We start from the raw sequence: 24596 nt of genomic DNA, 5'->3' as shown, positions 1-24596 counted from the left end.
TGTGGTGACGAACCGCGCCGTCGCCACAATCGATGAACTCAGTGATTGTCAGAAAGTAAGAACTGGCTTGATAGTGCGGCCAGCTTTGGCATCCTCAGCCGCTTCGTTGATCTTGTCGAAGGGATAAGTGGTGATCATCTTGTCGAAGGGGAATTTGCCCTGGCGGTAAAGTTCGATCAACTGAGGGATGAAGAGTTCGGGAACGCTATCACCTTCGCAAATTCCTCGGATCGAGCGTCCGAAGATGAGGTTGTTCATGTTGATCGGCGCGGTTGTTCCGACCGGTGAGGCACCAATCGTGCCGCACACGCCCGTGATGGTCAGGTTGTCGACCGCTTGGACCAGCACTTCCGGGCGGCCAGTCGTCTCAATCGTGTATTCGAAACCTTTTGGCGCGATTCGTGCTAGTTCGTCATTTGCCCCTTCGCCCGCCAAAACTGTGTGTGTGGCACCCATTTCACATGCCATATCGAGGCGCGACTGTGCAATGTCGACGGCGGTGATCGTGGTTGCGCCGGCAACCTTGGCCGCCATGATGGCGCTGAGCCCCACACCACCAGCGCCAAAGACGGCGATGGTCGAGCCTGCTTCGACGGCTAGTGAGTTCAGTACAGCCCCCGCGCCGGTTTGGATGCCGCAGCCGAGAGGCCCCAGGATCTCAAGGGGAACCTCGTCGGTAACTGGAACAACATTACGTTCGTAGCAGATTGCGTGGTTGGCGAATGACGACTGCCCGAAGAAATGAGCAGAGACCTCGTCGTCACCATCAGTAATGGACGTCGACCCGTCGCTACGACGACCGCTGAAGTTCCAATCGTAGTAGTCCAAACAATACGACGGCAGTCCCCGCAAGCAGTTTCGGCAGTTTCCACACGATGCGAAGCCGAGGACGACATGATCGCCGACCTTGACCTTGGTGACTGATTCGCCGACCGCTTCGACTACGCCAGCACCTTCGTGCCCGAAAACAGCGGGAAAAGTTACCGGGAAAAACTGTTCTTGCATGATGAGGTCGGTGTGGCACACACCGACTGCGGTGATCTTGACGAGAACCTCGTCCGCTCGCGGTGCACGCAAACTGACTTGCCGGACGTCGAAGGGTTCGCCTTTGGCCGGTACTACGGCTGCGGTCGTGATTGTTTCCATGGTATTTGGATCCTTGATGGTAATGGGAGGTCGCTGATCAGGCCTGGGGAAGGAAGAATGCCGGTGCCGGCTCGTCAAGCAGGGTGATCGACTTCAGGTGTGTGTACATGTTGAGGGTTTCGGCGCAGAACTCGCTGCCGATTCCGCTGTCCTTGACCCCGCCGAACGGGGACCCATCCACCAGGTTGAAGTACTTGTTGATCCACACCGAACCGCTCTTGAGTTCCCGGGCAGTCTTCATTGCGTTGGCGATGTTGGTCGTGTAAATACCAGCGGCGAGCCCATATCGTACGTCGTTAGCGTCGTGCAACATCTGGTCGTAGTCGTTCCATCGGATGACGGATAGCACAGGGCCGAAGATTTCTTCCTGTGCGATCCGCGAACGATTGTCTGTCGCAAAGATTGTCGGCTCCACAAACCAGCCGTGCTCGTTGCCTGGGATTTCGATACGACGGCCGCCGTGCAGTAGTTCTGCTTCTTTCTTACCGATATCGATGTAGTTCATCACCCGTGCGCCCTGCTCTTCCGAGACGAGTCCACTTACGACTGTGGTCGGGTCGAGTGGGCTACCGAGGCGGATGCGTTCGAAGCCCGCAACAAGCTTCGAGATGAACTGGTCGTAGATGTCGTCGTGGACGAACAAGCGAGTGCCAGCCAGACAGGACTGTCCATTGCAGTACGTCACGGCGAACGCAACATTGTCCACGATGTCGTCGATCTTGTCTTCAACATCAGGGAAAACGATGTTCGGGCTTTTGCCGCCGAGCTCCAATGAGACCGGGACCAGACGGTCGGCGCCGGCTGCGGCGACCAGGCGCCCGACCTCGGAGCTGCCAGTGAAGGCCAACTTTCCAACTCTAGGGTGGGCAGTCAGGGCAGCTCCAGCTTCCTCACCGAATCCGGGAACGATGTTGACGACGCCGGGAGGGAAGATCTCCGAGATGATCTTGCCGAGTTCGAGGCTCGAGAGTGAGGCATTCTCGTCCGGCTTGAGCACGACAGTGTTGCCCGCAGCGAGGGCAGGCGCGATCTTGAAGGCTGCCATAATTGCGGGAACATTCCACGGAATAATTTGTCCGACAACGCCGATCGGTTCACGGGTCGCGATCGCGATCCCGCCGTCGATCGGACGGTTCCAACCAGTGTGGGTGAGTGCCGCCGCTGCAAAGAAGCGGTACTGACCGATGGCGATCCGGTGGTCGATCGCGGTTTCACCTACTCGACGGCCGATATCCATCGCGTCGATCAGAGACAATCGATCGATGTTCTCCTCGATCTTGTCCGCAAGCTTGAGCAACAGAGCCGAGCGCTCCTCGAGGCTGGTCTTTGACCAGCTCTGAAAGGCGCGCCCTGCTGCTTCGACGGCAGCATCAATGTCGGCGGAATTTCCGCGGGAGATGTCCGCCAGGTGGGCACCGGTGGACGCATCTACGGCCGGAAAAGTCTCCGCCGACGAGGCGACCTCACGGCCACCGATCAACGGCTTGTAGAGCCTTGCAAGGTTGATTTTCGCCGCAGTGGCGTCAGTGAGGGTCATGGGTTGCTCCTTCGTTGAAGTCGTCGATCTCGGCATGATCAACAAGTTCAGTATGTCCTACATTTTACGACGATGTTAGAGGCGACATAAAATTGGTGCTGGGCTGGCGTCCGATCGAATTTCTCTCCATGCTGCGCTGCGTGAGCAACGTTAGGGCGGCGGCGGACTTACACGAGGCTTGGCCCCCTTGTTATCCGAGATTGGGAGCGACGAGTGAGAATGCTCCGGTGAAGGTGTCCATCAAACCGAATAGACGTTCGATATCGTCCGGATTTCCGTCGACAGTGGCCGCGGCGCTCTCGATTGCGACATCGAGACCGATTGTGCCGAAAGCGAGTTCGGCAAATGTCCGCTTCGTGGTGCGCAATGTTGTTGGGGCATCCGATCCAGGCGCCAGGCGCCGCAGTGTGCCGTTCTCGACCGAGAGGACCGAGTCACTGCTGTCTGGTTGAGTGTCTGCGAGGTGAAGGCCAATGCTGAGTGGTGTGCGACCGGCGAGCGGACCGTTCAACCTGACCGCCATGTGGTCGATCAGCATATCGACCGTCATCCCCGCGACGACGTCCGGTGCAGTGGCACCACCCACTCGGCCGGCCGGTTCGCCAAGTCGTAACTCTTTGGCTCCTACGAGATAGAAATTGCGCCAGGATGCACTTTCCGCTTGGTAGCCGAGTTGTTCAAACACGTCGGCCTGTGCATGGCGGACTTCGCGGTTGTCAGGATCTGCGGCGATTGCGTGCTTGAGGACCTCCGCTGCCCAACGATAGTCTCCCTTCATTGCGGCTGAGCGTGCGAGTTCCAGTGTGGCTTGGATGCCCCCGAAGGCCTCGACATATCGACGCCCGGCCTCGGATGGAATAACTGGATTCAAATTCGCCGGGTTCCCGTCAAACCAGCCCAGGTAGTACTGGTAGACGCCTTTGGCGTTGTGCTGAACAGTTCCATAGTTACCGCGGATGTCGAGACTCGCCTCGAGGCTGTCTGGGAGCTCGATCATTTCGGCAATTTCGAGCGGTGTGAAGCCGTGATTAGCCAGCCGTAAGGTCTCGTCGTGAATGTAGCGGTAGATATCGCGGTGCTGTGCCATCAGCGTGGCGATTCGCTCCTGTCCCCACGTTGGCCAGTGGTGACCATGGAACACGACTTCGGTCACGTCCCCGAACAGGGTTAGTGCTTCGTCGATCGCAGCTGACCAACCGCGAGCGTCGCGGATGGGTGCGCCCCGAAGCGTATAGATGTGATGCAACTGGTGGGTGACGGTTTCCGCCATGCACAGTGCCCGGAACTCGGGAAGGTAGAAGTTCATCTCCGCGGGAGCCTCGGTGTTCGGCGCATGCTGGAACACGAAACGTACGCCGTCAAGAATCAGCTCCTGGCCGGTGGTGTCGATAGTGACAGTCGGTTCAATCAACGTGGCAGTGCCTATTGCGAGGCCTGCGGACATGCCGACGGTGCAGTGACCACGCGGCCCTCGCGGCAGTCGGCCTGCGAACATGAAACCGGATCGTCGCGCCATGATGGTCGGAGCTGCGACAGGGCCCTCCACCGCATGCTCGTAGAAACCGAGCGGTGCGACGAGAGGCACCTTGCCTGCCTTTACGTCAGCCTCGTCGACTACGCCTTTGACTCCGAGGAAGTGATCGCCGTGGCAATGCGTGATGACGATCGCGGTAACGGGACGGTCCCCAAGGGTATCCCGAACGAGTTTAATTGCTGCGCTAGATGTTTCAGTGCAGTTTAGTGGATCGATGACGATGTACCCGTGCTCGCCGACCACAATTGTCATATTCGCTGCGTCGTATCCCCGCACCTGGTAGACGCGCTCGGTAACCTCGAATAGACCGTGTATCTGGGAGAGCCGTGCCGCTCGCCACAAGCTCGGATGCACAGTGTCCTCGGCAGGACCCTCCACAAAGCTCCACTCAGTGAGATCCCACAGCGTGTTTCCGGACGCATCGCGGATGATCGGTGGCTCAATCGTAGCGAGCTTGCCCCGGTTCGCATCATCGAATGCTTGATTGTCAGTCCACGAAAACTGTTCGGTGGCGTGCTTCCAGCGCTTGTGGGTGGCAATCGACGCCGGCTGTTGGAGATTGAATCCTCCGGGGTCGGCCAGTGTGTTGGAGTTATTCGACAAAGGTGTTGCCTCCTGAAAGAAAATGCCGATGCCCGAGCTCGCTGAATGCCCAAGCGCTCGTGCTTGGCGTGAGATGGCCGTGTCGCCGGTCAAGATTGCGATGAGAAACTGCAGGTACGCGTGTCGTTCCGCCGGTTACGCGGTGGCGGCGACAACCTTCTCTCTGGAAGCGAACAGCTTCTCTGCACCTGAACAGTCCGACAATAGAGCTCCGGTAGCAAGCTTGTGTTTCAAACCAGGTTCGCCAGCTTCTCGCTCGCGCAAGATATCCGCAAGTTCCAATGCTTCTTCGCGTGACACCACAGCCAGTCCGTCCGAGTCGCCCATAATGACATCCCCTGGATTGATCACCGCCCCGCCGACTGTGATCGGAACATTGATCTCACCTTCTATTCCGAGGAGTCGGGTGGTATGCGCAGAAACGCCCGAAGAAAAGACGGGGAGGCCGAGTTCAAGAATTTCTTCCAGATCGTTGATCGGACCGGACAAGACTGCGCCTACCGCACCTCTGAGGTGCGCAGTCAGCGAGACCATGCCACCGAAGCAAGATCTCGTATCGCCAGACTGGTCGACCACTAGCACGTCGCCCGGTTGAAGGCTGTCCACAGCGACGTGCAGCGCGGTCGAATCAAGGTGTGGCAGTCGCACAGTCACAGCTGAGCCAACGAAATTGACAGGCCGCGTCAGCGGAGAGAGGCCGCGTGGAAATCCATAGTCGCGGCGATGGCCGAGAGTTGAGGTTTGAACCGCGGAAAGCGCCTTCACGATCGCCTGATCGAGCGGAGCTGCGGACTTGTTACGGACGAACACGTCGAGACCTTTCGTTACGTTTTCGATATGACGAGCTTGGTTGGATCCCGCTCAGACAGGTACCTCAGGTGAGGATGAGGTCACCTGCGAGTCGGTCGTACAGCTCTTGGTACTCACGCATTCCGAGCAGGTCGCGTTGATCTCGCGGACGGTCGAAAGGCACAATGACGTCGGTCAGGATCTTTCCGTGCGCGATCGTGACGATTCTGTCTGCCAGAACGAGTGCCTCGGACAAGTCATGAGTTACGAAGAGTACTGTTTTTCGTTGGTCCTCGTCGTCCCAGATTTCGAGGAATCCGTCCCGCACCGATGTTCTGGTCTGTGCGTCGAGTGCAGCGAACGGCTCGTCCATCAGCAGCAGTTCTGGACTCGTAGCCCAGGTCCGGGCGAGTGCAGTCCGCTGCCGCATCCCTTGGGACAGCTCGGCAGGGTACTTGTCCATCGCGGGACCGAGATGAACCTTTTCAAGCAGAGCTGTTGCGCGATCTTTCCTGTCTTTTCGTGAAACGCCACGGATTTCGAGCCCTAGCTCGACATTCTGACGGGCTGTCCGCCACGGCAGCAACGCGTCGCGGGCGAACATGTAGCCGACATCAGCGCGTCCGACCTGAGGGGGACGGCCGAACACCGAGACGGTTCCGGCGGTGGGAGTCATTAGGGCTGAGACCAGATTGAGAATGGTGGTCTTTCCGCAGCCGCTCGCGCCGATGAGTGCCACGAACTGTCCCGATGGAGCCTCGAATGTCAAGTTGGACAGAATTTTTCGGGAAGGTGATCCCTTCTGGGTGAACACCAGATCGACGTTGGTCAGTTGAACGGCCGGACGGCTGAGAGGCTGAGCTGTTGCGTCAGCGGGCGTGTAAACGCTTGTAGTCATCTCGAAATCCAATGCTGGGGGTCGGCGGTCGGGTCAGCTTTGTTCGCCGGCGTGCTGCCAGCGCAGGAGCGAGTTCTCGAGAGAACCGGCAGCTAGCGTGAGAATCGAAGCGAAGATGGCCAGGATGATCAGCGCGGCGTACACATATGACAGAGATAGGGTGGCGGAGTAGCTCGCGATGATCTGACCCATCCCAACGCGCGAGGCGATGATCTCCGAGCTCACTACACCAAGTAGCGCGTAGACCATTCCGAGTCGGAACGCGGTAAAGATCGCGGGAATTGCCACCGGTATGTACAACTTCCGAAACAATTGCAACTTAGAGGCACCGAGCGTCACACACATTCTTCGATGCTCGGAGTCGGCACTCATGACACCGGCGCGAGCATTCATCATGAAGATGAAGACTGCAATGCTGATACCGAGTGCGATCTTGGAGCCCTGGCCGATACCGAAGACCACAATCAGTACGGGCGCGAACGCGATGCGGGGCATGCTGTTAAGTGCATTCAGGTAGGGGCCGAGTACTGCCCAAGTTCGGGGGAGCATCCCCAACATAATTCCGAGTGGCACACCGATTGCCGCGGCGATGGCCAGGGCGATGATCGATGCTTGGACCGTCGACCAAAGGTTCGTCCACAATTCGCCGGACCGGTGGAGATCCACCGCTGCATCCCACACTGCACTCGGACGGGGAAGGAGAGTGCGGCTAGCAAGCTCGAGTTCGTACGCTCCTTGCCAAAGTAGGATCACGATAGGGATGATCGCCAACCGCCACAACCACATTGAAATGTCGAGCTTCTTGACCCAGGACCGGGGTTTTGGCGGCATTTGGTCCTCGTTGTCGCTGGCCGCAGTTGCTGCTCGCTCATCGAGAAGGCTCATCGTTGTGTCCATTTCTGTATTGTTGAGGCCTCAGACGCTGCTAGCGATCTGAGATGGTGCCCTCGAGACGTTTGGCGGTGGCCGAATAGGATTCGACTGCGGTCCAATTACGTGTGCGCACACGCCCCCTCGACAGTTTCGGAGTAGGCCGGAACGCTGCGTCCGTTTCCTGTGAAGTGACCCTGCTTTTCCCAACGATCCTCGTCGAGAGAAGGGATCTCAAGTACCGCTGTGCCGTACTTGGACCACAGCACATCGGCCTTCGCTTCGTCACGGGCGATTTGTAGATTCACTAGAGCTCGCGGCCCCGCTTGAGGGTCGGTAGCGAGCGTTGTGTATCCCCGATCTATGGCCTTGCAGAATCTGGTGACCAGTTCCGGGTTCTTCTCAACCCAGTCGCAGCTCGCGACAGCGAACGCGGGGAAGTAATCCGCCAACGGTCCATTCGGATCGCCGAGGAGCGGAAGAATGGTGTCGTAAGTTCCGCCTGTGTCGAGGGCCGACTCGAGCTGTGCATTCTCCAAAGTCGCGTCAACCCTCCCGGTGGACACTGCAGTTGCAGCTGCAGCGCCAGCGCCAATAGCCACAAAGGTCACGTCTTTCGCAGGATCAAGTCCGGCATCGGTCAAGAGCATTGTCAGTAGCGACTCCGGCCCGCCGCCGCGCGCAGGCACACCGATCGTCTTGCCTTTGAGTTGAGCGATAGCTTCCTTGTAAGGCAGGTTGGTCTGTAGGCCCAACTCTTTTCGCGCGATGAGATTGAACTCGCTACTTTCCAACGGGCGCAGCACTTTCAAGCACGAGCCGTTGTCGATCGCACCGAAGACCACAGAGGTCACTCCAGTTGCGACATCCAAATCGCCGCTGACGACCGCTTGCAATTGAGCTGGACCGGAGTCGCTGTAGAGTGTCGAGTATGTGATGCCCTCGTCGGTGAAATACCCGTTCGACTCGGCCGTCGCCATCCCCGCGTTAGATAGACTTCGAAGCGCACCGAAGCGGACGGTGTTCGGATCTGTACCACCATCCGAATCGGACCCACATGCTGAGGCGGTGATCGCAACGAGAACTAGGCCGGCTCCAAGCAATGACTTGTTGAATGCGATTTTCATGTCGTGCTCTCTCTTGGGGGTGCGGAACGGTCGTGTGCAACGTGTGGATTTCCGTAGATCGGCGCGAGTAGAGATATCCGTGTCAGGCTGTCGCGCAGGAGGGCTCGGCATACTTGGAGTAGTCCGGCACGGTGATACCACTGCTAAGGAACTGACCCTGTTCTTTCCAGCGCGACTCATCCATTACTGGAACCGCCGTAATTGCTTCTTTGTGCGCAGTCCATAGCTTTTCAGCAGTATCAGGGTCCGCGGTAACCTGAAGATCTATCAAGGCTTGAGGGCCGGCCGCTGGGTCTTCGACTAGGGCTGCGTAGCCCTTGTTGACGGCACGGCAAAACTTCTGAACCAGATCGGGATTGCTCTCAACCCAACTGCACGAGGCGACGGCAACGGCGGGGTAATAGGTGGCCAGCGGATTGTTGATCTGGCCGATCAGAGGAAGGATTACGTCATAGTTTTCGATGCCGCCTAGAGCTGATTCAAGTAGGGAATTCGACAGCGTCGCGTCGACCCGACCGGTGGAGATAGCAGTCGCGGCAGATGCTCCGGAGCCGATCGCGACAAAGGTGACATCCTTCGACGGGTCCAGTCCAGCGTCGGTCATCAACTTGCGGATGACGGCTTCCGGGCCGTCTCCTCTTGCTACGACTCCAATGAGTTTGCCCTTCAATTGTCCGGCGGCCTCGGGTGCTGTCAGGCCTGTCTGGAGATTCAGGTCCTTACGTGCAATCAAACTGAATTCGCTGCCCAGCATTGGACGCAGAACCTTTAGACAGGTTCCATTCGCGATGGCGGAGAATGCAGGGGGAGGAGTGACAGTTGCGATGTCGAGATCGCCGCTCACCACCGCTTGAAGCTGGGCAGGTGCGGTATCGCTGAACAGTGCGGAGTAGTTGATGCCTTCTGCATCGAAGAAACCCTTTGACTCTGCTGTGCTGACGCCTGTATTCGACAAGCTTCGCAGGGCGCCGAACTCGATCGCATTCGATTCTTCGGGGTTTCCTGACCCGGAACTGCAAGCCGTAGAGATCAGCGTGGTGAGGAGTGCTCCGACACCCAGGACAACCTTGGTGCGTGACGGTTTCATTGTTGCTGCTTTCTCGTGGTGTCCGCTGCGCGAGTTCCGGACGAGTGCTCATCGACATCCGGACGCATGGAATGACCTTGGGATCGATACTCTTCGCGGATTACCGATCGGTGTTCGAATCGATGCAGTCGCACTGGCCGCCGCCGATGAGTTTGGGTAACGTGTTTCGAACGGTGCCGTGAAGGCTACTGACTAGGCCATTCGCGTCTGCGTGAATCGTGGCCGCTCGACTGAATTATATCTTCTAGCAACGAGTTTGGCTAGATCCTGCAATATCTTGCGATGGAAGATCATGTCTGCGTACTGCTCGTACCGAATGAATGTGTTTGGGGCATAGTAGAACTGAGAGTCTTCGAGCAGCTGAGAAGCGTGTTCGATTGCCGGATACTGTGCGAGCTGCCGTGCATATCTCTTTCAAAGAGGTTTAATTGCAATGTGATTGATAAATTCATGGAATCATGAGTTGGTGCTGAGGGATCTGTGTGGGCGGCTCGTGGGCGCTAATCGGGTTGCGTAGACCAGACCAATCTGTGGAGGAGTCAAAGCAGGTTGTGAAAGAAGGGTCATGACGCACTAACCTCTACCTGATGACGAGGACCCGATTTATGTCGGTTGCCGGTCTCTCGTGCGGTTACGGCGAAACGACGTAGGTCGAGTGCGGGGAGTTGGCCACGGACCCGATCGATAGTGGCGCGATTAAGGTTCGCGAGTGCGCGGCCGGCGTGATTTCCAACATCCGAGATTACAGTGCCCGACGGATCGATGATCATGGCGCACGCCGCGCCCTGCGGTGGCACCTGGTCGGATGCCGCGACGTAGACAGTGTTCTCGATTGCCCTCGCGCTTGCGAGTGCCCTCAGTTGGGATTCCTTTCGGGGTCCGGGAAGCCATGCTGTTGGCAGTAGAACGACATCTGCGCCGGCTTCTGCGATCCTGCGGGTGACCTCAGGGAATCGGACGTCGAAGCAGGTCTGCATTCCGAATCGAAGCCCACTCACCTCGAAGAGTTCAGGATCTTCGTCTATCTGACCGGCTTTGATGTATTCAGATTCTTGAAAACCAAAGGCGTCAAAAAGATGCAGTTTGCGGTAGGTCGCGACAATTTCGCCGGAGGGGTCCACGGCTACCAGTGTGTTGGAAACGTGCTTGTCATCGTCGGATACGGCTTGGGTCATTCCGGCAACTACTGTGATCGTCTGCTCGGACGCCATGGCACGAAGGAGCGTGACAAATGGTCCGTCAAACGACTCAGCCGATTCGAGTGTGTGTGTGCCGAGTGTAGGGGCGTTGTACATCGAGAACTCAGGTAAGACAACAAGTTCAGCGCCATCGGTGGCAGCATCGCAGATCATCTTAGCGACGAGGGTTCGATTGTCGGCTTTGTCTTGCCCTGTTGAGAATTGGGCAACGCAGATGCTTGGCATGTGTGAGTCTCGCTTTCCGAAGCCTCTTGGTTCAGAGCCTCTCGAGTCGAATGCTCGTCTCGATAGACTCGGTGATATGAATTTGAATGGCTTTCGCCGCTGCCTCGGGGTCGCGGCAGTCGAGTGCTTCGACGATGTCCGTGTGCTTGTCGGTTTCGTCCGCGAGATGTCCTATACCGCAATAGTTTCGGTACCAGAGACGTAGTGAGCTGGAGTTCATTCGGTCGATCGCGTCCACGAGATACTGGTTGTCCGAACCCGCTGCCACCGCATTATGTATAGCGAAATCAAGTTCGACAGCTTCGTAGATATTTCCGTTTCGAAGTGCTGTTTGAAGCTGTCCGGTCAAGCTGTGAACGGCGTCCAGTTGCCTGCTGGTTATGCGCTGTGCGCTCAGGCGAACCCCCGCGTCCTCGAGGACGAGTCTGGATTCCTGAAGGCGGTAAATATCCTTCAAGGTCATCTCTCTCGCGGATGGCGGCGTTCGAGGATGCCACACGATGAACTGCTCTTGGGCCAAGCGCTTAAGGGCTTCACGCATCGGTGTCCTCCCATAGCCGTACCGTTCCGCAAGCTGCGAGTCGTCTAGCGGTTGGTCACTTCCGATGTCTCCCACGACGATTGCGCGCCGTAGCAGTGCGTAGGCCTGGTCGGCCTTGGTGGTCATCATGGTCTCAACTCCACAAACAGTAGTAGATCGGCGATGTATGTTCAATATATCGAAGATATTTTCTTGAATCTATTTTCGATCGCATCTACGCGAAGCTGCCGGATTCCAGGCGTTGCTGGTCCGAGGAACGGTGAAGTGCGGCCACCGTCATCTGTGCGCGACACCAGTCTGACGTCGAATCGGCACGAACCGTAGTTAGATCAACACGATTGCCAACAGCGGCAAGCTTCCCAGGCAAATGAGTACCACCAGGGCCAGATTCAACGCGCCACTTCGCCCCAGCTTTTCCATGCGCTGATGACTTGATCGTCTGTAGCGGTGACGACTCGATGCGAAGATCCAGATCGTGACTGCAGTAGCGAAACCGAGGGTGAGGATTGCCCACTCACGCCACTCGTGAACGGTTAAGCGAGCAATGACAGAGGCGCATGCAAGGACCGATAGTGACGTCCTCTGCCATGCAAGGGCCGTGCGCTCGTTCTGTAACCCGGGGTCGTCGCCAGCTGCGGTGAGTGTGGAGCTCGTTGTGGATTTCACAGGGCGAGTGCCATGGTTGCGGCAAGCACGACGATTGTTGCAACCAACAGCACGCCGAGTCGCGAAGATGGAAGCGGATCTCCTTTACGCATCGCTCGTTCCGCTCGTGCCCATCGCGCCCAAGACGCGCCTGCGCAGACGATTCCAAGTCCCACCAATGCGGCCGAAAGGCCCCGCTTTGCGAGGTCGGACAGTGCCAGATCAACTGCATGGACGGCGATGCCACCTGCAATCAGGGCAACTGATGTCCGGATCCAAGCGAGGAAAGTGCGTTCGTTGGCGAAGGAGAATCGGTAGTCCGGTTCGGACCCGGTAGCGAAAACCCACCTGGGCCATCGATTGTCGTTCACGAATGATCTCCTGATGTGGTCGGCGGGTGGTAGAAAGCTTGTGCGATTCGACTGATTCGCTTGGCTATGGGAGCCCTGGCAGATTGACCATTGCAAGAATTGCTTGTGACAGTCGTTCGCCGTTTGAAGGATTCCCCCAGAAACTGCGTTTTGCTGAGGGGAGTGTACGCATGGACGAAATCATGGGGGGAGAGGTGATCTGCAAACTTCGCAGGAAGCTGTCGGGCGTCTTGCGTTGGCAAGTCGAGCATCTTGCGTTGTTCATGCGCTGCGAGTTTGGTCGTTCTCGGTCGCTGACTGACGGTCGTGTTGCCGAAATGGTAAGCGACGCTGTCGATGCCCAACTCTACGGCTGTTGCCGTAGATCCCTATACAGGTAAAAACAATTGCGTGAAGTGCCGGTTCTCAGATTTCAAGACCGAGGAGGTCCGATGGCCAACTTCGCGGACAACCTCGCCCCGACGCGGACCGGTCGCTACGTGTAAGGCGCCAGGCGCACCCGCCAACTCCACCGGAATTCAGTACGCCGCAACGCTGCCACCGTCCACGCAGCCTGTCCTACGATGCCGATCGTTGTTCCAATGCGCAACACGAGTACCTGTGCGGTGGTCATCGTCGACGGAGGTAAGGTCACCGGCCGGCGTACAGCAGTCAAAACCACGGATATCGCGAGCACGATCAGGTTGTTGACCACCGACCCACAGGCCGCCGGCGCATAGCTGTCGCTTACATTCAGCACGGCCGTCGCGGTCGCTGCGATCGCGTAGAAGAAGATCTCGGGTAAACAGCAGGTAATGCCAGCACGGTTGCCAACGGCGACTGTTCCGAATCCGACACTAGACCCGCTACGAGCAACGGGGCGCACGCCTAGCGCAATGGCGGTGATGACAGCGGCGCCGAGGACAGTCGACCGCAGTAGGCGTTTGGCGAATATCGTCGAATAGGTCGGCCTGGGATGCAAAGAGGCCGTTGGCCACAGTCCGCCACCAGTGTGATAGCGGCGCCTCACTTTCGGTGAGGTCCACCACCCAATTCGCGACGCCGCCATCCGAGAGGCTTAGTGCATTGTCGATCAACTCGGTCAGTTCGGCCTTATCGTTCGCGGATCAAAAGGGCGCTCGAAGATTGTCGTGGGTGCGGCCTTGCGCCAACTCATCTAGTTGAATATTGCAACTCAAGGGCTCGGTTGATGCCCCGGCAATTCGTTCCGACTCATCGGTTTCCATGCTCAAATCGATCACCCAGGACTGCAACGGCTCTCGCGCTTATGGCCAGAGGCGCCACGACATTGGTCGTCACTTCCCGGAGTGCTTGGGGAAGTGAGGACCAATGCTGAAACCAGACTGCTGATCAGCGAAAGGTTGAGAGGTGCCGGGATCTGAAACGGGATCCCTCTCCGTACCTGATGATTTCGTGAAGTGGCGCCATCGTTTCATTCAGCATGGGTGCTGACTATCCTCGAATCGACATTACTGGCCGGTTTTCGACATCCAACACAATTGAGGCACTCACTCGCCGCCGTTCAACCTTCGCGGCACGGCAGGGCGTCTATCTATGTCATTGTCGCCGAACAGGTTCGATATCAGGGTGGAAGGGGTTTCGTGTTCTATTGCAGCGATTAGATCGGCTGTGGCGATGGCTGCTCGGGAGACTGGACATTCGATATTTCGAATCGGGGCCTATCGCCAGGGCTGGTGTACAGGGTGGATTCCCGAGCAGTAGCCCCAGAGGCAATGCCGACTGAAACAACCAATATGCCGGTGTGTCATGGGCCATTCGCGCTTTCCAGGATGGCGGGGTGGTTGCGCAACGGACCGGGTAGTCCGTTGGTGCCAGGTTCTGCATGGTGGATGTGGGGGTTGTCCGCATACTCTGACATTGCAATTCATATTGCATGGGTGACGATCGTCTGCATCCATGCATATACTGATGGTGTTGGCTCCCTCACTTGAAAGGTTGAGCATGACGCTCTCACCCTCCGCCCATCTCGATACGTTTTGCCGCGACAACCTCCCTCCGGTTGAACAGTGGCCAGAGTTGCGGTTCGACCTTCCCGAACTCCAGTACCCGGAACGACTGAACTGTGCGACGGCACTCCTCGATGACGCCGTCGACCTGTATGGACGTGACAAGGTCTGCTTCATCACTGATTCTGGACAGTGGACGTACGGCGAATTGCTGGATCGGGCCAATCAGGTCGCTCGCGTATTGACCGAGGATCTTGGGGTAACGCCAGGAAACAGAGTTGTGCTGCGCGGACCGAACAATCCGTGGTTCGTGGCGTGCTGGTTCGGTGTCGTGAAGGTGGGGGCAGTCGCTGTCGCTACGATGCCCATGCTCCGAAGTCCGGATTTGCAAAAGATCATTGACCTGACCAAGCCAGCCCTTGTGCTGTGCGACCACCGATTCCTCGACGACGTTCACCCCGCAGCGGATGGACTCACTGTGGTCGATTTCGGCGGACCCGAGAGTGGTTTGGCGAACAAGATTTCAGGCAAGCCGACAAGCTTTGCGAATGTCGACACTGCAGCGGACGACGTGGTACTCCTCGCGACGACGTCCGGCACGACCGGTGTTCCAAAGGCGACGATGCACTTTCACCGTGATGTGCTCGCGATTGCCGACACTTTCTCACGTCATATCTTGCAGCCTACGAGTGACGACATTTTCATCGGCTCGCCGCCAATCGCTTTTACCTTCGGTCTTGGTGGACTGGTGGTGTTTCCGATGCGGGTCGGCGCTTCGTGTGTACTTCTTGAGCGTGCAACTCCTGACCAGTTGATTGACTCGGCCGAGCAATTCGGCGCAACGGTCTTGTTCACCGCCCCCACTGCCTATCGGTCGATAGTTCGGGCGGGCAAGGGCGAGTCTCTGCAACGCTTTCGGCGCTGCGTTTCGGCGGGTGAGCACCTGCCCCGGGCGCTGGCGGAGGAGGTTCGCGCAACGCTTGATGTGAAGATAATCGACGGAATCGGGTGCACTGAGTTGCTGCATGTGTTCATTTCGGCGTCTGATGACGACATACGTCCTGGCTCTACAGGTCTGCCCGTCCCTGGGTTCTTGGTCGAGATTCATGACAAGGATGGACGGCAAGTGCCCGACGGGACACCGGGTCGACTTTCAGTGAAGGGGCCGACTGGGTGTCGGTATCTCGCTGATCCCCGGCAGGCGACATACGTCGCTGATGGGTGGAATTACACCGGGGACACCTACATCAGGGATTCAGATGGCTACTACTGGTATCAGGCACGTAGTGACGACATGATCGTGTCCTCGGGCTACAACATTGGAGCTCCTGAGGTTGAGACGGTCCTTGAGATGCATCCAGATGTATCCGAATCGGCGGTAGTCGGGATCCCTGACGACGAGCGCGGAATGATCGTGCATGCGGCCGTGGTACTCGCTCCTGGCATATTGCCTGGCGACGAAAAGGTTCGTGAGTTGCAGGATTTCGTCAAACAGAACACCGCTCCCTACAAATACCCTCGCAGCATTGTCTTCGTAGACGCTCTACCGCGGACTGCGACAGGAAAGATTCAACGGTTCCGACTGCGCGAGACCGCGCAGACCCGCTGACGGTCAACAAGTTTCGCTCATCAGTACCGCAAGAACGTCATTGCGATTTGGATTGTGGGTGCTGAGGCCGCGAGGACGCCATTCGATGGGAGACGTCCGGATTGTCTGCGATTCCTTCGTCGATTCTTGTGCTCAGTTGCAGCGCTCGTCGGATGGATGCGTTCGGAGTGCTGTTCAACCCTCATCTCCCGGACGATTTTGCCGATTCGGTGCGCTAGCCCTTGAGTTGATATCCAAGTATATATATCGTTAGAGAAACGCTCGTCACAGGCACGGCATATATGGAGGTGCGCAATGCGGATCGCAGTGGTAGGTGGAGGGCCCGGAGGCCTGTATTTCGCCGGACTTATGAAGCAGCTCGATCCCCGGCATGAAGTGACAATCTGGGAACGAAACGCGCCCAGCGACACGTTTGGGTTCGGTGTCGTGTTCAGCGACGAAACGCTGGGCGGAATCGAGCATGCGGACCCAATTGTCTACCAGTCCATGGCCGAACAGTTCGCCCGTTGGGATGACATTGACGTCACATACCGGAGCGAGCGGCTCACCTCGGGTGGCCAGGGATTCGCTGCGATGTCACGCAAGGAACTTTTGAAGATCCTTCAACAGCGATGCGTCGACCTCGGGGTCGTGATCCACTTCCAGACAGTGGCACCCGATGTCGATGCCCTCAGTCGCGAATACGACCTCGTAATCGCGGCTGACGGCATCAACTCGGGCATCCGAACCCGATACGCAAGCACTTTCCAGCCATCCTTGGACGTGCGGCACAACAAGTTCATGTGGCTCGGCACCGACAAAGTTTTCGAGGCATTCCAGTTCTTCGTCTGTGACACACCGCACGGAGTGATGCAGATTCACGGCTACCCCTACAGCGACAATGGCAGCACCTTCATTGTCGAGATGCACGAGAATGTCTGGGAAGCGGCAGGTTTCAAGAACATTGCTGCGGGCAACCTGGCTCCGGGGGAGAGCGATGAGAAATCCGTCGACCTGATACGCGAATTGTTCGCGGAAGTTCTCGATGGGCACCAGGTACTCACGAACAACTCAAAGTGGATCAACTTCACAACAGTTCGTAATGAGCGGTGGCGGCACGAAAACGTCGTACTACTGGGCGACGCCGCGCATACCGCTCACTTCTCGATCGGGTCAGGAACCAAGCTCGCAATGGAAGACGCGCTCGCCCTGGCAGCGTGCTTGCACGAAAACGCAGACCGCGAAGCAGGACTCTCCGCGTACGAGGCCGAACGTCGGCCGGTCGTCCTATCAATCCAACGTGCTGCGCAGGCGAGTCTCGAGTGGTTCGAAAGCATCGGACAGTACACGGATCAAGAGGTTGCGCAGTTTGCGTTCAACCTCATGACCCGAAGCCGTCGTATCACCTATGACAATTTGTGCCTTCGGGATCCGGAATTCGTCGCCTCGATTGACTCCGCATTCCGTGATGCCGAGGGCGATCGGGGCAATGGCGCAAACGTGAATGAAACGTGTCCCCCGATGTTCTATCCTTTCCGCTTGCGCGACATGGAGTTGAATAACCGGATCGTCGTGTCGCCGATGGATATGTACTCCGCGGTCAACGGAGTTCCCGGAAACTTCCACCTAGTTCACCTCGGCAGCAAAGCACTTGGCGGTGCCGGTCTGGTGATGACCGAGATGGTATGTGTCTCAGAAAAAGGCCGAATTACCCTTGGCTGCTCTGGGCTTTACACGCCGGCGCAGGAGGAGTCGTGGAAGGAGATCGTTGACTTCATCCATACCTACAGCCAATCTAAAATCGCTGTGCAGCTAGGGCATTCGGGCCGCAAAGGTTCAACGAAGCTCATGTGGGAGGGAATCGACGATCCTCTGGAAGCGGATGGCTGGGAAACGGTGGCACCCTCGGCGATTCCATACGGACCTGTGAGCAAAGCTCCACGGCAGATCACCGAGTTGGATCTTGATTTGATTACGGGACAGTTCGTCGAATCTGCCAGGGCGGCAGCGCGCGCCGGGTTTGACATGCTCGAGCTTCATTGCGCACACGGCTACCTGCTCTCATCATTCCTCTCTCCTCTGACGAACCAGAGGACCGATCAGTACGGCGGATCGCTGGAGAATCGCCTACGCTTTCCGCTCCGGGTCTTCGATGCCATCCGAGCTGTATGGCCGGCGAATAGCCCTATGTCCGTGCGTATCTCGGCAACAGACTGGGCGGAGGGTGGCAACACAATCGATGATTCGACCGAGATCGCTCGCGCCTTCGCTTCCCACGGTGTCGACGTAGTCCACGTTTCATCTGGGCAGGTAGTCAAGCATGAGAAGCCCGCATACGGGCGAAGCTACCAAACTCCGTTTGCCGATCACATCCGGCACGAGCTTGCAAAGGAATTCGGCACGGCCGTCATCGCAGTGGGTGCGATCTCTTCCTATGACGACGCGAATTCCGTTCTCCTGGCAGGGCGCGCCGACCTGGTCGCAATTGGGCGTGCCCATCTGTACGATCCACAGTGGACCCTGCACGCCGCGGCAGATCAAGAGTACAAAGGTCCTGGCGCGCAGTGGCCTGACCAGTTTGCAGGCGGCAGCTGGAAGCCCCCGGTTGGAAGGACGGACGGCCCGCCGCCGCGCCTGAGCCTGTTCCGCAATGAGTCAACAGCAGATACGCGTCATATGCGCTGGACGCCGCGCAAAGCAAAAGAATGATCTGAACTGAATGGCCTGCACCGAATGGCGGCCGGTCAGGTGGGGTGCGTGTGGTTGTGGATAACCACACGCACCCTTTTTGTGTTTCTGAAAGTGTGCATTCTTGAATCGCGTGTATCACCATGCTTCGTGCGCCAGCCACTTTGAATCCGCTGCTTCTAAGGCATTCCGGGGTATGGATGTCACTGCGAACTCGCATGGAAACCTGAAAGATGACTTGGGCTGAACCTATCTCGTTCGGTGCTGTGCGCCCTGCAAGTAACTGAGTCCAGTGCGAGGGTGGTGACGAGATCGCCAGTGGGCATTGAATTGGCAACCCGAACCAGCCGCGACACGAGGAAGGCTTAGTCGATGCTTGGTCTATGGTGGATGGATGACGATCGCGATGAATGAGGTTGAGGAATCGGTGTTTCGCGGTGACGAACCGCAGCCGCGCCAACTGATCGTGACGTTGTTCGGCCTCTATGCCCGCGGCGAGGAAAACTGGCTCTCTGTCGCATCAGTGGTTCGAATGATGGACGACCTCGGGATCGAGGCGCAGGCAGTACGCTCATCGATTTCGCGACTCAAACGTCGAAATATCCTGATCAGTGCAAAGCACGACGGTGCTGCTGGATATTCGTTGTCGGGGGACGTCTTGAAACTCATAAACGAGGGAGATTCGCGCATCTTCGGACGGAGTCGCGCGGCAATCGACGACGGTTTCCTGGTGCTTGTATTCTCGGTCCCTGAGTCAGAGCGGGAGAAACGGCACGCGCTGCGAAGCACCCTGACGAAGCTGGGGTTCGGCACGGTAGCACCGGGAGTTTGGATCGCCCCCTCCCAACTCGAACGAGAGACTCGGGAAGCGCTCGAACTCCGAAGTCTGGCGAGTTATGTCGATATGTTCAGTGGTCGCCACCTCGCATACGGTGATTTGCGGACGAAGGTCCGGTCATGGTGGGATCTCGATCAGCTGTCTGCGCAGTATTCCAACTTTGTCGATTGCTATCGACCAGTCAGCGATACGGCTGCTAATGGCGGCCTGACCTCGCGCGAGGCGTTCGCCCAGTACCTTCCGATGCTCACGACCTGGCGCCGGCTGCCCTATCTGGATCCGGGCCTTCCGTTGGCTCTGCTACCTCACGGGTGGAACGGTGTGACCGCCGAAACCCTCTTCGCAAAACTCAATCACGAGTTGAGTGGTCTCGCGAGGGAACGTGCGACTGCACTTATCCATCAGTGACAACGAAGTGGCTGCGACGCCGGAGTCGAACGTCGTCTGTTTATGGTTTCCTCAGTGACTTCGTAGCGTCGTCATATAAGCGAGAATCCTCGTTTGGTGTGTTTCGCCAGTGAGACTTCTGCGACGTGGACCCGGCGCCGGCCCGTCATGGGAAGACTCGATGACGTCGACCATCAACCGATTTCTGTCCGTCCACGCCATGTCATTCGTTACCTGCAATATGACCCATATGACGAACTGGATTGTCAACGGATTGCCCGAGCGCTTTCCCGGTCTACGTACAATCTGGATCGAGAGCGGGTTGGCCTGGATACCCTTTATGATTCAGCGACTCGATCATGAATACCTCATGTGACAGTCCGAGGCGCCGCTACTCAAGAAACTTCCCAGCGAGTACGTGCGTGAGATGTACTACACATCTCAGCCGATGGAGATCACCGACCTGGCGCCGCTTGAGTTGACGTTCCGGGCAATGGACGCAGAAAACACGCTCCTGTACTCCTCGGACTGGCCACACTGGGACTTCGATTTACCGGGCCGCGTAATGGGCATCCCCTTTCTCGGCGAGGCAGCGAAGCGGAACATTCTTGGGGGTAGTGCGCGAAAACTCTTCGGGCTCTGATCTCGTCCACACGGCGCGGCGGCTGCCAAAGGCGTTCGAACTCCTAGAACCATCTCACCGGCGGCTGCCGAAACGAGTACACCACGACGACTGGGTTAGCGCTGGAGGATCGATGCCGACATCCCGGATCCTTGACGAACTCGACTCCGGCACAGAACAACACAAGAAGTCACAGCAGTGTGCGGGCCTATACACTTCCGTGAATCGAGCCCTTGCGCTACTGAACTCGTTCGGCCCGGAAACCAGAGGATTGAACCTCACTCAGCTCGCTGAACGAACTGGACTCTCGAAGTGGACAGCCTTGCGGATTCTCAACAGGTTGCGGCGCGGGGGATACGTTGGGCGAGATGGGATGGTTTACGTGTTAGGAGAGCGACTGGTCACGCTCGCTTCTGCGGTGACGTCGACCAGCGTGAGTGTTCGAAGCGACGAACTTCGGGAGGTAGCGATGCCGTTCCTCCAAGACCTTTACGGCCAATGCGGACAAATGACTGTGCATCTCGCCGTACTCGACGATCTGGACGTGGTCTATGTGGAGAAACTCTTCGGCCACCGCAGAGTGAACAGTCCTTCGCGCTTAGGTGGACGCATCCCGGCGATCTGTACAGCAGTGGGGAAATCGACGAAGCCGTTATAGACAATGTTGTCGAAAACCTGAATCCGATGGCGACGTACTCGCTTTCGCCGCCTGCAGAGGTCGAGAGGAGCTTGCGGGCGATTCGCGACGAAGGGGGACTGGCGTTGGGCTGTCAAGAATCTCGACTTGGGCTGACATGTGCGGCCGCACCGATCCTGACAGATGGCGCGTGCGTTGCCGCGGTCTCCGTCGCAGGTACCGTTGGGACCAATGATCCGCGCCGATTTGGCTCAGCAGTCAGGCGCACTGTGATCAACGTGGGCCGTGCGTTGAATGTGATGCCTTCGAACTGATACTACTTTCCCTGCTCTGCGATTCGATAGGTCGCATACGGCGGTTGTCAGGATCCTGAACGGAAATCGGGCATTGGTGGTGGGTCAAAACATGATGAGGGTTCGATCGCAAGTCGGTCGCACGACCCGACCAGACGAGACACCTGCCTTCACTCGTTTGGGGTCCCTTGAATTCCCTTGAAATGCATTGTCCCGCAATAATCCTATCTCTGTATTTCGCTTACTGGTTTCGCCCTTTCGTAGTAGCCACTTGGCGACAGAGTTGACCTAGCGGTCGGTGATACAGATTGCCCGAATAATACTGGGCTGCAAATGCTTTCATGGATCAGATTTCGGTGCACGGAAGCGGTGTGAATCGCAGACAAGTACTGTGGGAATGGCCTGGCGGGGTCGCGCTCCCTGTCTGCCTACCGGACCTGGTGAAAGTGCAGGATGTCGAGCCCGTCGACGCCGGATAAGTCGACGCCACCGCAGAATCGGGCAATCTTCAGCATCGGGCCCAAGGTGCCACCGCTAGTCTTGGCGCAGAATCGCAGCGCTGGCGAAGGGCTCCGCCGTTCATCAGACCATGATCAGCTCGCGGGGGTATGTGGTCAGGCGTTCATACCCGGATTCGGTCACAACGATGGTCTCGCTGATGTTGATTCCAGCTACAGTCAGGTACGCATGCCACGTCGACCCCGCCTCAAACTGGAAGTCGGTTGTTCGGTCGACTTGTTGGGGCTCAAGGGTATTGGGGTCAAGGAGGAGTCCGACGCCGTAGAATGTTTTGTTCGGATAGCTCTCGACGAGCCCAGTCGCAGCCACGCCTTCGCGGCAGATACGGTCGGGGACCCGGCACGATACGCCGGCTCTCACCACTGCGAGAGCCTCGTCTTGGATCTCGATTACTCTTCTGGCCAAATCGACGAACCCCTCCGAGGGTTCCCCGACGACGACAGATCGCATAAATCGTGCATGGTAGTGATGCACGTGTGCCATTATTTCAGTAAACAATAAGTCATCATCTTCGATGATTCGATCGGAGTAAGGTGCATGTATCTCGCGTGCCGCGGGACCGGATGAAATCGCGCCGGGGAATGTCCAGTCGCTGCCGAATTGAATTGCTGCGCTGGCGATCTCGGCAGTTATGGCACGTTCCGTGCGTCCGGGGCGGATGGCATCCACGGCGACCTGCATCATCCGTGTAGTGATATTGCCGGCCTGACGCATTAGGTCGAGTTCGGCAGTGGACTTGACGAAACGGATGCGGGAGAGGTTCACTCCCACGTCTACGAGGCTGATGCCGGAAAACTCAGCAGTGATGGCGGCGACTACGCGGGCGTTAGCTCGCCAACTTCCCATCTCGATGCCGACGCGCCCGGTTACCCCGTGCTCCTTCAAGACTCTAGTCGTGATCCCCTCGGGTTCCTCGCCGTCTGTCCAGTACTGGGTCGCTTCCGGGTACGCACTGCTCCGCTCGGCCCAATACTTTTCGACGATTCTTGTCACGACCACGGGATCTTGATCCTGCGTCAACAGCGCGAACTGGTACGACATCGGATACCCCTCGGTGAAGAATCCCGTCAGATACGTGACGTTCTCCGGATCCAAGACGATTAGATAGTTCAATTCGTATTCGGCCATCAGAACGCGAGCTGCGGCGATTCGGTTCTGGTACTCGTCCATGGTGAACAGCACGTGGCCTCCTGAGCTATGGTTGTCACGCAACATTTGTTGCGCGGCGCGTTACGTTAACATACATCGTTCAAGGCTGCGTTCTCGCAGCAGCTGAAGGGAAGGGGATGTGGTGGCACGCATAGACGTTTCTGCACCACCGGTTCCACGAATTGGCGCTCGCCTGAAGGCGATTCGACTCGCTCGCGGTACAACCCTTGAGCAGCTCGCCGAGATTACCGGCCTGAACAAAGGGTCGATCAGTCGAATCGAGAATGACGCTATGTCGCCGTCTGCTGCAACCCTTTGGTCCTTGTGTAGCGTCCTCGACATTACGGTCGGGTCTTTGTTCGAAGTCGCGGATAGTGATTTCGTCCGGCGGGGTGAATATGCGATCTCGCCGACGAATGTCGTTGGCGTTGTGGAACATTTGCTGACTCCGAGGCGTCAAGCGCAATTGCAGCTGGTGCATGCGGTGATTGCACCCGGAGGCTCTGCGGGTGAAGGCCTCTACACGATCAATTGTGATGTTCAGGTCGGATACGTGCTGGCAGGTGAGTTGGAAATCCGGTTCGCCTCAGGGGTGAGAGCTTTGGTAGCAGGCGACGCGCTTACCTTCACCGGTCGAGAGCCGCACAGCTATATGAATCCCAGCTTGTGCCACGATGCAGAGGTCATATGGGTGCTGGTTCCTGCGATCTGGGCGGCCGGGCCTGTGAAGGAAATCCACCCGCCGGACGCGTGAGCGCGATTGTCTCTCGCGCTGGACGTCTCGGCTCGTCTGGGTGGTCGAACCAACGGCTGTAGGCGAATCTCGTTCGATTGCAGGCATATTGGATCGTGGGTGCTGCGAACGTCGAACGCGTCCGACCGCCCCTTCCATCAACTTTCTTGACAAAATGCTTGACAGGGACTGCGCTGCCGGTGCTTTAATGTATAAAGGTTCAACCTGTATACCTTTAAAGTTGTGGAGGTCACTACTCGTGAGCAACTGCACGATCTTGCTGACGCCTAGCATTCAGGAAGGGCGGAACACCTGTTCCTGGGTGGCGAAGGGTGAATCTGTAGCGTTCTTCGAGGAAAATCTAGGTGCTAACCGAACGGTAAGTACGCATCGTCTCGTCGTTCGCGATGGTCCGTGCACGACTGTTGACGAGGTGGTGCCGACCGATCGGGCATTCATCGTTCTGGATGGAGGTGATGTTCATCCGTGAAGCTGCAGAGCGTCGAAGCTTCACTGAGATTGATATCGACGGTGGGCGGGATGCAAGGAAACCGCCACTAGCTTCTCGGGGGTCCGATCGATGTTGCGACTGGTAGTGGCAAA

At 57.5% G+C, this 24596-nt stretch carries 20 protein-coding genes and 1 pseudogene; 7 read left to right on the top strand and 14 right to left on the bottom strand.

Translation table 11 applies throughout. The features are described from left to right. Positions 1-48: 48 nt before the first annotated feature. The 13 genes from ACWF6P_RS22380 to ACWF6P_RS22320 all read right to left on the bottom strand — a co-directional run bounded on the left by ACWF6P_RS22380 (position 49) and on the right by ACWF6P_RS22320 (position 13620). Positions 49-1146, bottom strand: a complete 1098-nt coding sequence (locus tag ACWF6P_RS22380; RefSeq protein WP_452622516.1) for an NAD(P)-dependent alcohol dehydrogenase — start codon at positions 1144-1146, stop codon at positions 49-51. A 37-nt stretch (positions 1147-1183) separates the two neighbouring features. Then, entirely contained in the window at positions 1184-2683 is a 1500-nt protein-coding gene (locus tag ACWF6P_RS22375) for an aldehyde dehydrogenase family protein (RefSeq protein WP_452622515.1), read from the bottom strand. A gap of 190 nt (positions 2684-2873) precedes the next feature. Continuing rightward, positions 2874-4820, bottom strand: a complete 1947-nt coding sequence (locus tag ACWF6P_RS22370) for an alkyl/aryl-sulfatase (protein WP_452622514.1) — start codon at positions 4818-4820, stop codon at positions 2874-2876. 135 nt (positions 4821-4955) lie between these two features. Next, a complete protein-coding gene (locus ACWF6P_RS22365; RefSeq protein ID WP_452622513.1) occupies positions 4956-5630 on the bottom strand; it encodes an RraA family protein in 675 nt (224 codons plus the stop codon). A 64-nt stretch (positions 5631-5694) separates the two neighbouring features. Beyond that, the gene (locus ACWF6P_RS22360) at positions 5695-6507 is read right to left on the bottom strand and encodes an ABC transporter ATP-binding protein (protein WP_452622512.1); all 813 of its coding nucleotides are present in this window, start codon (positions 6505-6507) and stop codon (positions 5695-5697) included. Positions 6508-6540: 33 nt separating this feature from the next. Next, the gene (locus tag ACWF6P_RS22355; protein ID WP_452622511.1) at positions 6541-7392 is read right to left on the bottom strand and encodes an ABC transporter permease; all 852 of its coding nucleotides are present in this window, start codon (positions 7390-7392) and stop codon (positions 6541-6543) included. 107 nt (positions 7393-7499) lie between these two features. Then, a complete protein-coding gene (locus ACWF6P_RS22350; protein WP_452622510.1) occupies positions 7500-8504 on the bottom strand; it encodes an ABC transporter substrate-binding protein in 1005 nt (334 codons plus the stop codon). An 82-nt stretch (positions 8505-8586) separates the two neighbouring features. Further along, on the bottom strand, positions 8587-9591 hold the full coding sequence (locus ACWF6P_RS22345) for an ABC transporter substrate-binding protein (RefSeq protein WP_452622509.1): 1005 nt from the start codon (positions 9589-9591) through the stop codon (positions 8587-8589). 563 nt (positions 9592-10154) lie between these two features. Further along, positions 10155-11015, bottom strand: a complete 861-nt coding sequence (locus tag ACWF6P_RS22340) for a carbon-nitrogen hydrolase family protein (protein WP_452622508.1) — start codon at positions 11013-11015, stop codon at positions 10155-10157. Positions 11016-11046: 31 nt separating this feature from the next. Then, the gene (locus ACWF6P_RS22335) at positions 11047-11685 is read right to left on the bottom strand and encodes a GntR family transcriptional regulator (RefSeq protein ID WP_452622507.1); all 639 of its coding nucleotides are present in this window, start codon (positions 11683-11685) and stop codon (positions 11047-11049) included. 195 nt (positions 11686-11880) lie between these two features. Further along, positions 11881-12222: a DUF202 domain-containing protein gene (locus tag ACWF6P_RS22330; protein WP_452622506.1), complete on the bottom strand. Its 342-nt coding sequence runs from the start codon at positions 12220-12222 to the stop codon at positions 11881-11883. After that, positions 12219-12572 (bottom strand): YidH family protein, encoded by a 354-nt coding sequence (locus tag ACWF6P_RS22325; protein ID WP_452622505.1) that lies wholly within the window; start codon positions 12570-12572, stop codon positions 12219-12221. Before ACWF6P_RS22325 ends, ACWF6P_RS22330 begins: the two co-directional genes overlap by 4 nt. A gap of 475 nt (positions 12573-13047) precedes the next feature. Further along, entirely contained in the window at positions 13048-13620 is a 573-nt protein-coding gene (locus ACWF6P_RS22320) for a lipid II flippase MurJ (RefSeq protein ID WP_452622504.1), read from the bottom strand. Between the two features lie 869 nt (positions 13621-14489). On the opposite strand from ACWF6P_RS22320, the gene ACWF6P_RS22315 reads away from it, so the two are divergent. From ACWF6P_RS22315 to ACWF6P_RS22290, 6 genes and pseudogenes are all read left to right on the top strand, one after another. Next, positions 14490-16148, top strand: coding sequence for an AMP-binding protein (locus ACWF6P_RS22315; RefSeq protein WP_452622503.1), 1659 nt, complete (start codon positions 14490-14492; stop codon positions 16146-16148). A gap of 294 nt (positions 16149-16442) precedes the next feature. Further along, a complete protein-coding gene (locus tag ACWF6P_RS22310) occupies positions 16443-18836 on the top strand; it encodes a bifunctional salicylyl-CoA 5-hydroxylase/oxidoreductase (protein ID WP_452622502.1) in 2394 nt (797 codons plus the stop codon). 373 nt (positions 18837-19209) lie between these two features. Next, positions 19210-20061, top strand: a complete 852-nt coding sequence (locus tag ACWF6P_RS22305) for a PaaX family transcriptional regulator (protein WP_452622501.1) — start codon at positions 19210-19212, stop codon at positions 20059-20061. Positions 20062-20437: 376 nt separating this feature from the next. After that, positions 20438-20683 (top strand): annotated as a pseudogene (locus tag ACWF6P_RS22300) (amidohydrolase family protein); the annotation flags it as partial. 112 nt (positions 20684-20795) lie between these two features. Further along, positions 20796-21320, top strand: a complete 525-nt coding sequence (locus tag ACWF6P_RS22295) for an IclR family transcriptional regulator (protein ID WP_452622624.1) — start codon at positions 20796-20798, stop codon at positions 21318-21320. Continuing rightward, the gene (locus tag ACWF6P_RS22290) at positions 21284-21613 is read left to right on the top strand and encodes an IclR family transcriptional regulator domain-containing protein (protein WP_452622623.1); all 330 of its coding nucleotides are present in this window, start codon (positions 21284-21286) and stop codon (positions 21611-21613) included. The genes ACWF6P_RS22295 and ACWF6P_RS22290 overlap by 37 nt, the downstream gene beginning before the upstream one ends. A 561-nt stretch (positions 21614-22174) precedes the next feature. On the opposite strand, the gene ACWF6P_RS22285 is transcribed toward ACWF6P_RS22290, so the two are convergent. Next, on the bottom strand, positions 22175-23293 hold the full coding sequence (locus tag ACWF6P_RS22285; RefSeq protein ID WP_452622500.1) for a M24 family metallopeptidase: 1119 nt from the start codon (positions 23291-23293) through the stop codon (positions 22175-22177). Positions 23294-23402: 109 nt separating this feature from the next. On the opposite strand from ACWF6P_RS22285, the gene ACWF6P_RS22280 reads away from it, so the two are divergent. Further along, positions 23403-24014, top strand: a complete 612-nt coding sequence (locus tag ACWF6P_RS22280) for a helix-turn-helix domain-containing protein (RefSeq protein ID WP_452622499.1) — start codon at positions 23403-23405, stop codon at positions 24012-24014. Positions 24015-24596 lie beyond the last annotated feature (582 nt).

Source organism: Rhodococcus sp. NPDC055024 (assembly GCF_053608585.1).
Note: the sequence above shows the minus strand (reverse complement) of the source record. Positions and strands in the feature narration are given on the sequence as shown.

Excerpts from the sequence above, each read along its gene's own strand:
- ACWF6P_RS22380 (WP_452622516.1), bottom strand. The coding sequence starts at position 1,146 with ATGGAAACAATCACGACCGCAGCCGTAGTACCGGCCAAAGGCGAACCC.
- ACWF6P_RS22350 (WP_452622510.1), bottom strand. The coding sequence starts at position 8,504 with ATGAAAATCGCATTCAACAAGTCATTGCTTGGAGCCGGCCTAGTTCTC.
- ACWF6P_RS22360 (WP_452622512.1), bottom strand. The coding sequence starts at position 6,507 with ATGACTACAAGCGTTTACACGCCCGCTGACGCAACAGCTCAGCCTCTC.
- ACWF6P_RS22310 (WP_452622502.1), top strand. The coding sequence starts at position 16,443 with ATGCGGATCGCAGTGGTAGGTGGAGGGCCCGGAGGCCTGTATTTCGCC.
- ACWF6P_RS22320 (WP_452622504.1), bottom strand. The coding sequence starts at position 13,620 with ATGGCGGCGTCGCGAATTGGGTGGTGGACCTCACCGAAAGTGAGGCGC.
- ACWF6P_RS22315 (WP_452622503.1), top strand. The coding sequence starts at position 14,490 with ATGCATATACTGATGGTGTTGGCTCCCTCACTTGAAAGGTTGAGCATG.
- ACWF6P_RS22345 (WP_452622509.1), bottom strand. The coding sequence starts at position 9,591 with ATGAAACCGTCACGCACCAAGGTTGTCCTGGGTGTCGGAGCACTCCTC.
- ACWF6P_RS22340 (WP_452622508.1), bottom strand. The coding sequence starts at position 11,015 with ATGCCAAGCATCTGCGTTGCCCAATTCTCAACAGGGCAAGACAAAGCC.
- ACWF6P_RS22335 (WP_452622507.1), bottom strand. The coding sequence starts at position 11,685 with ATGATGACCACCAAGGCCGACCAGGCCTACGCACTGCTACGGCGCGCA.
- ACWF6P_RS22375 (WP_452622515.1), bottom strand. The coding sequence starts at position 2,683 with ATGACCCTCACTGACGCCACTGCGGCGAAAATCAACCTTGCAAGGCTC.
- ACWF6P_RS22295 (WP_452622624.1), top strand. The coding sequence starts at position 20,796 with ATGCCGACATCCCGGATCCTTGACGAACTCGACTCCGGCACAGAACAA.
- ACWF6P_RS22355 (WP_452622511.1), bottom strand. The coding sequence starts at position 7,392 with ATGAGCCTTCTCGATGAGCGAGCAGCAACTGCGGCCAGCGACAACGAG.
- ACWF6P_RS22305 (WP_452622501.1), top strand. The coding sequence starts at position 19,210 with ATGACGATCGCGATGAATGAGGTTGAGGAATCGGTGTTTCGCGGTGAC.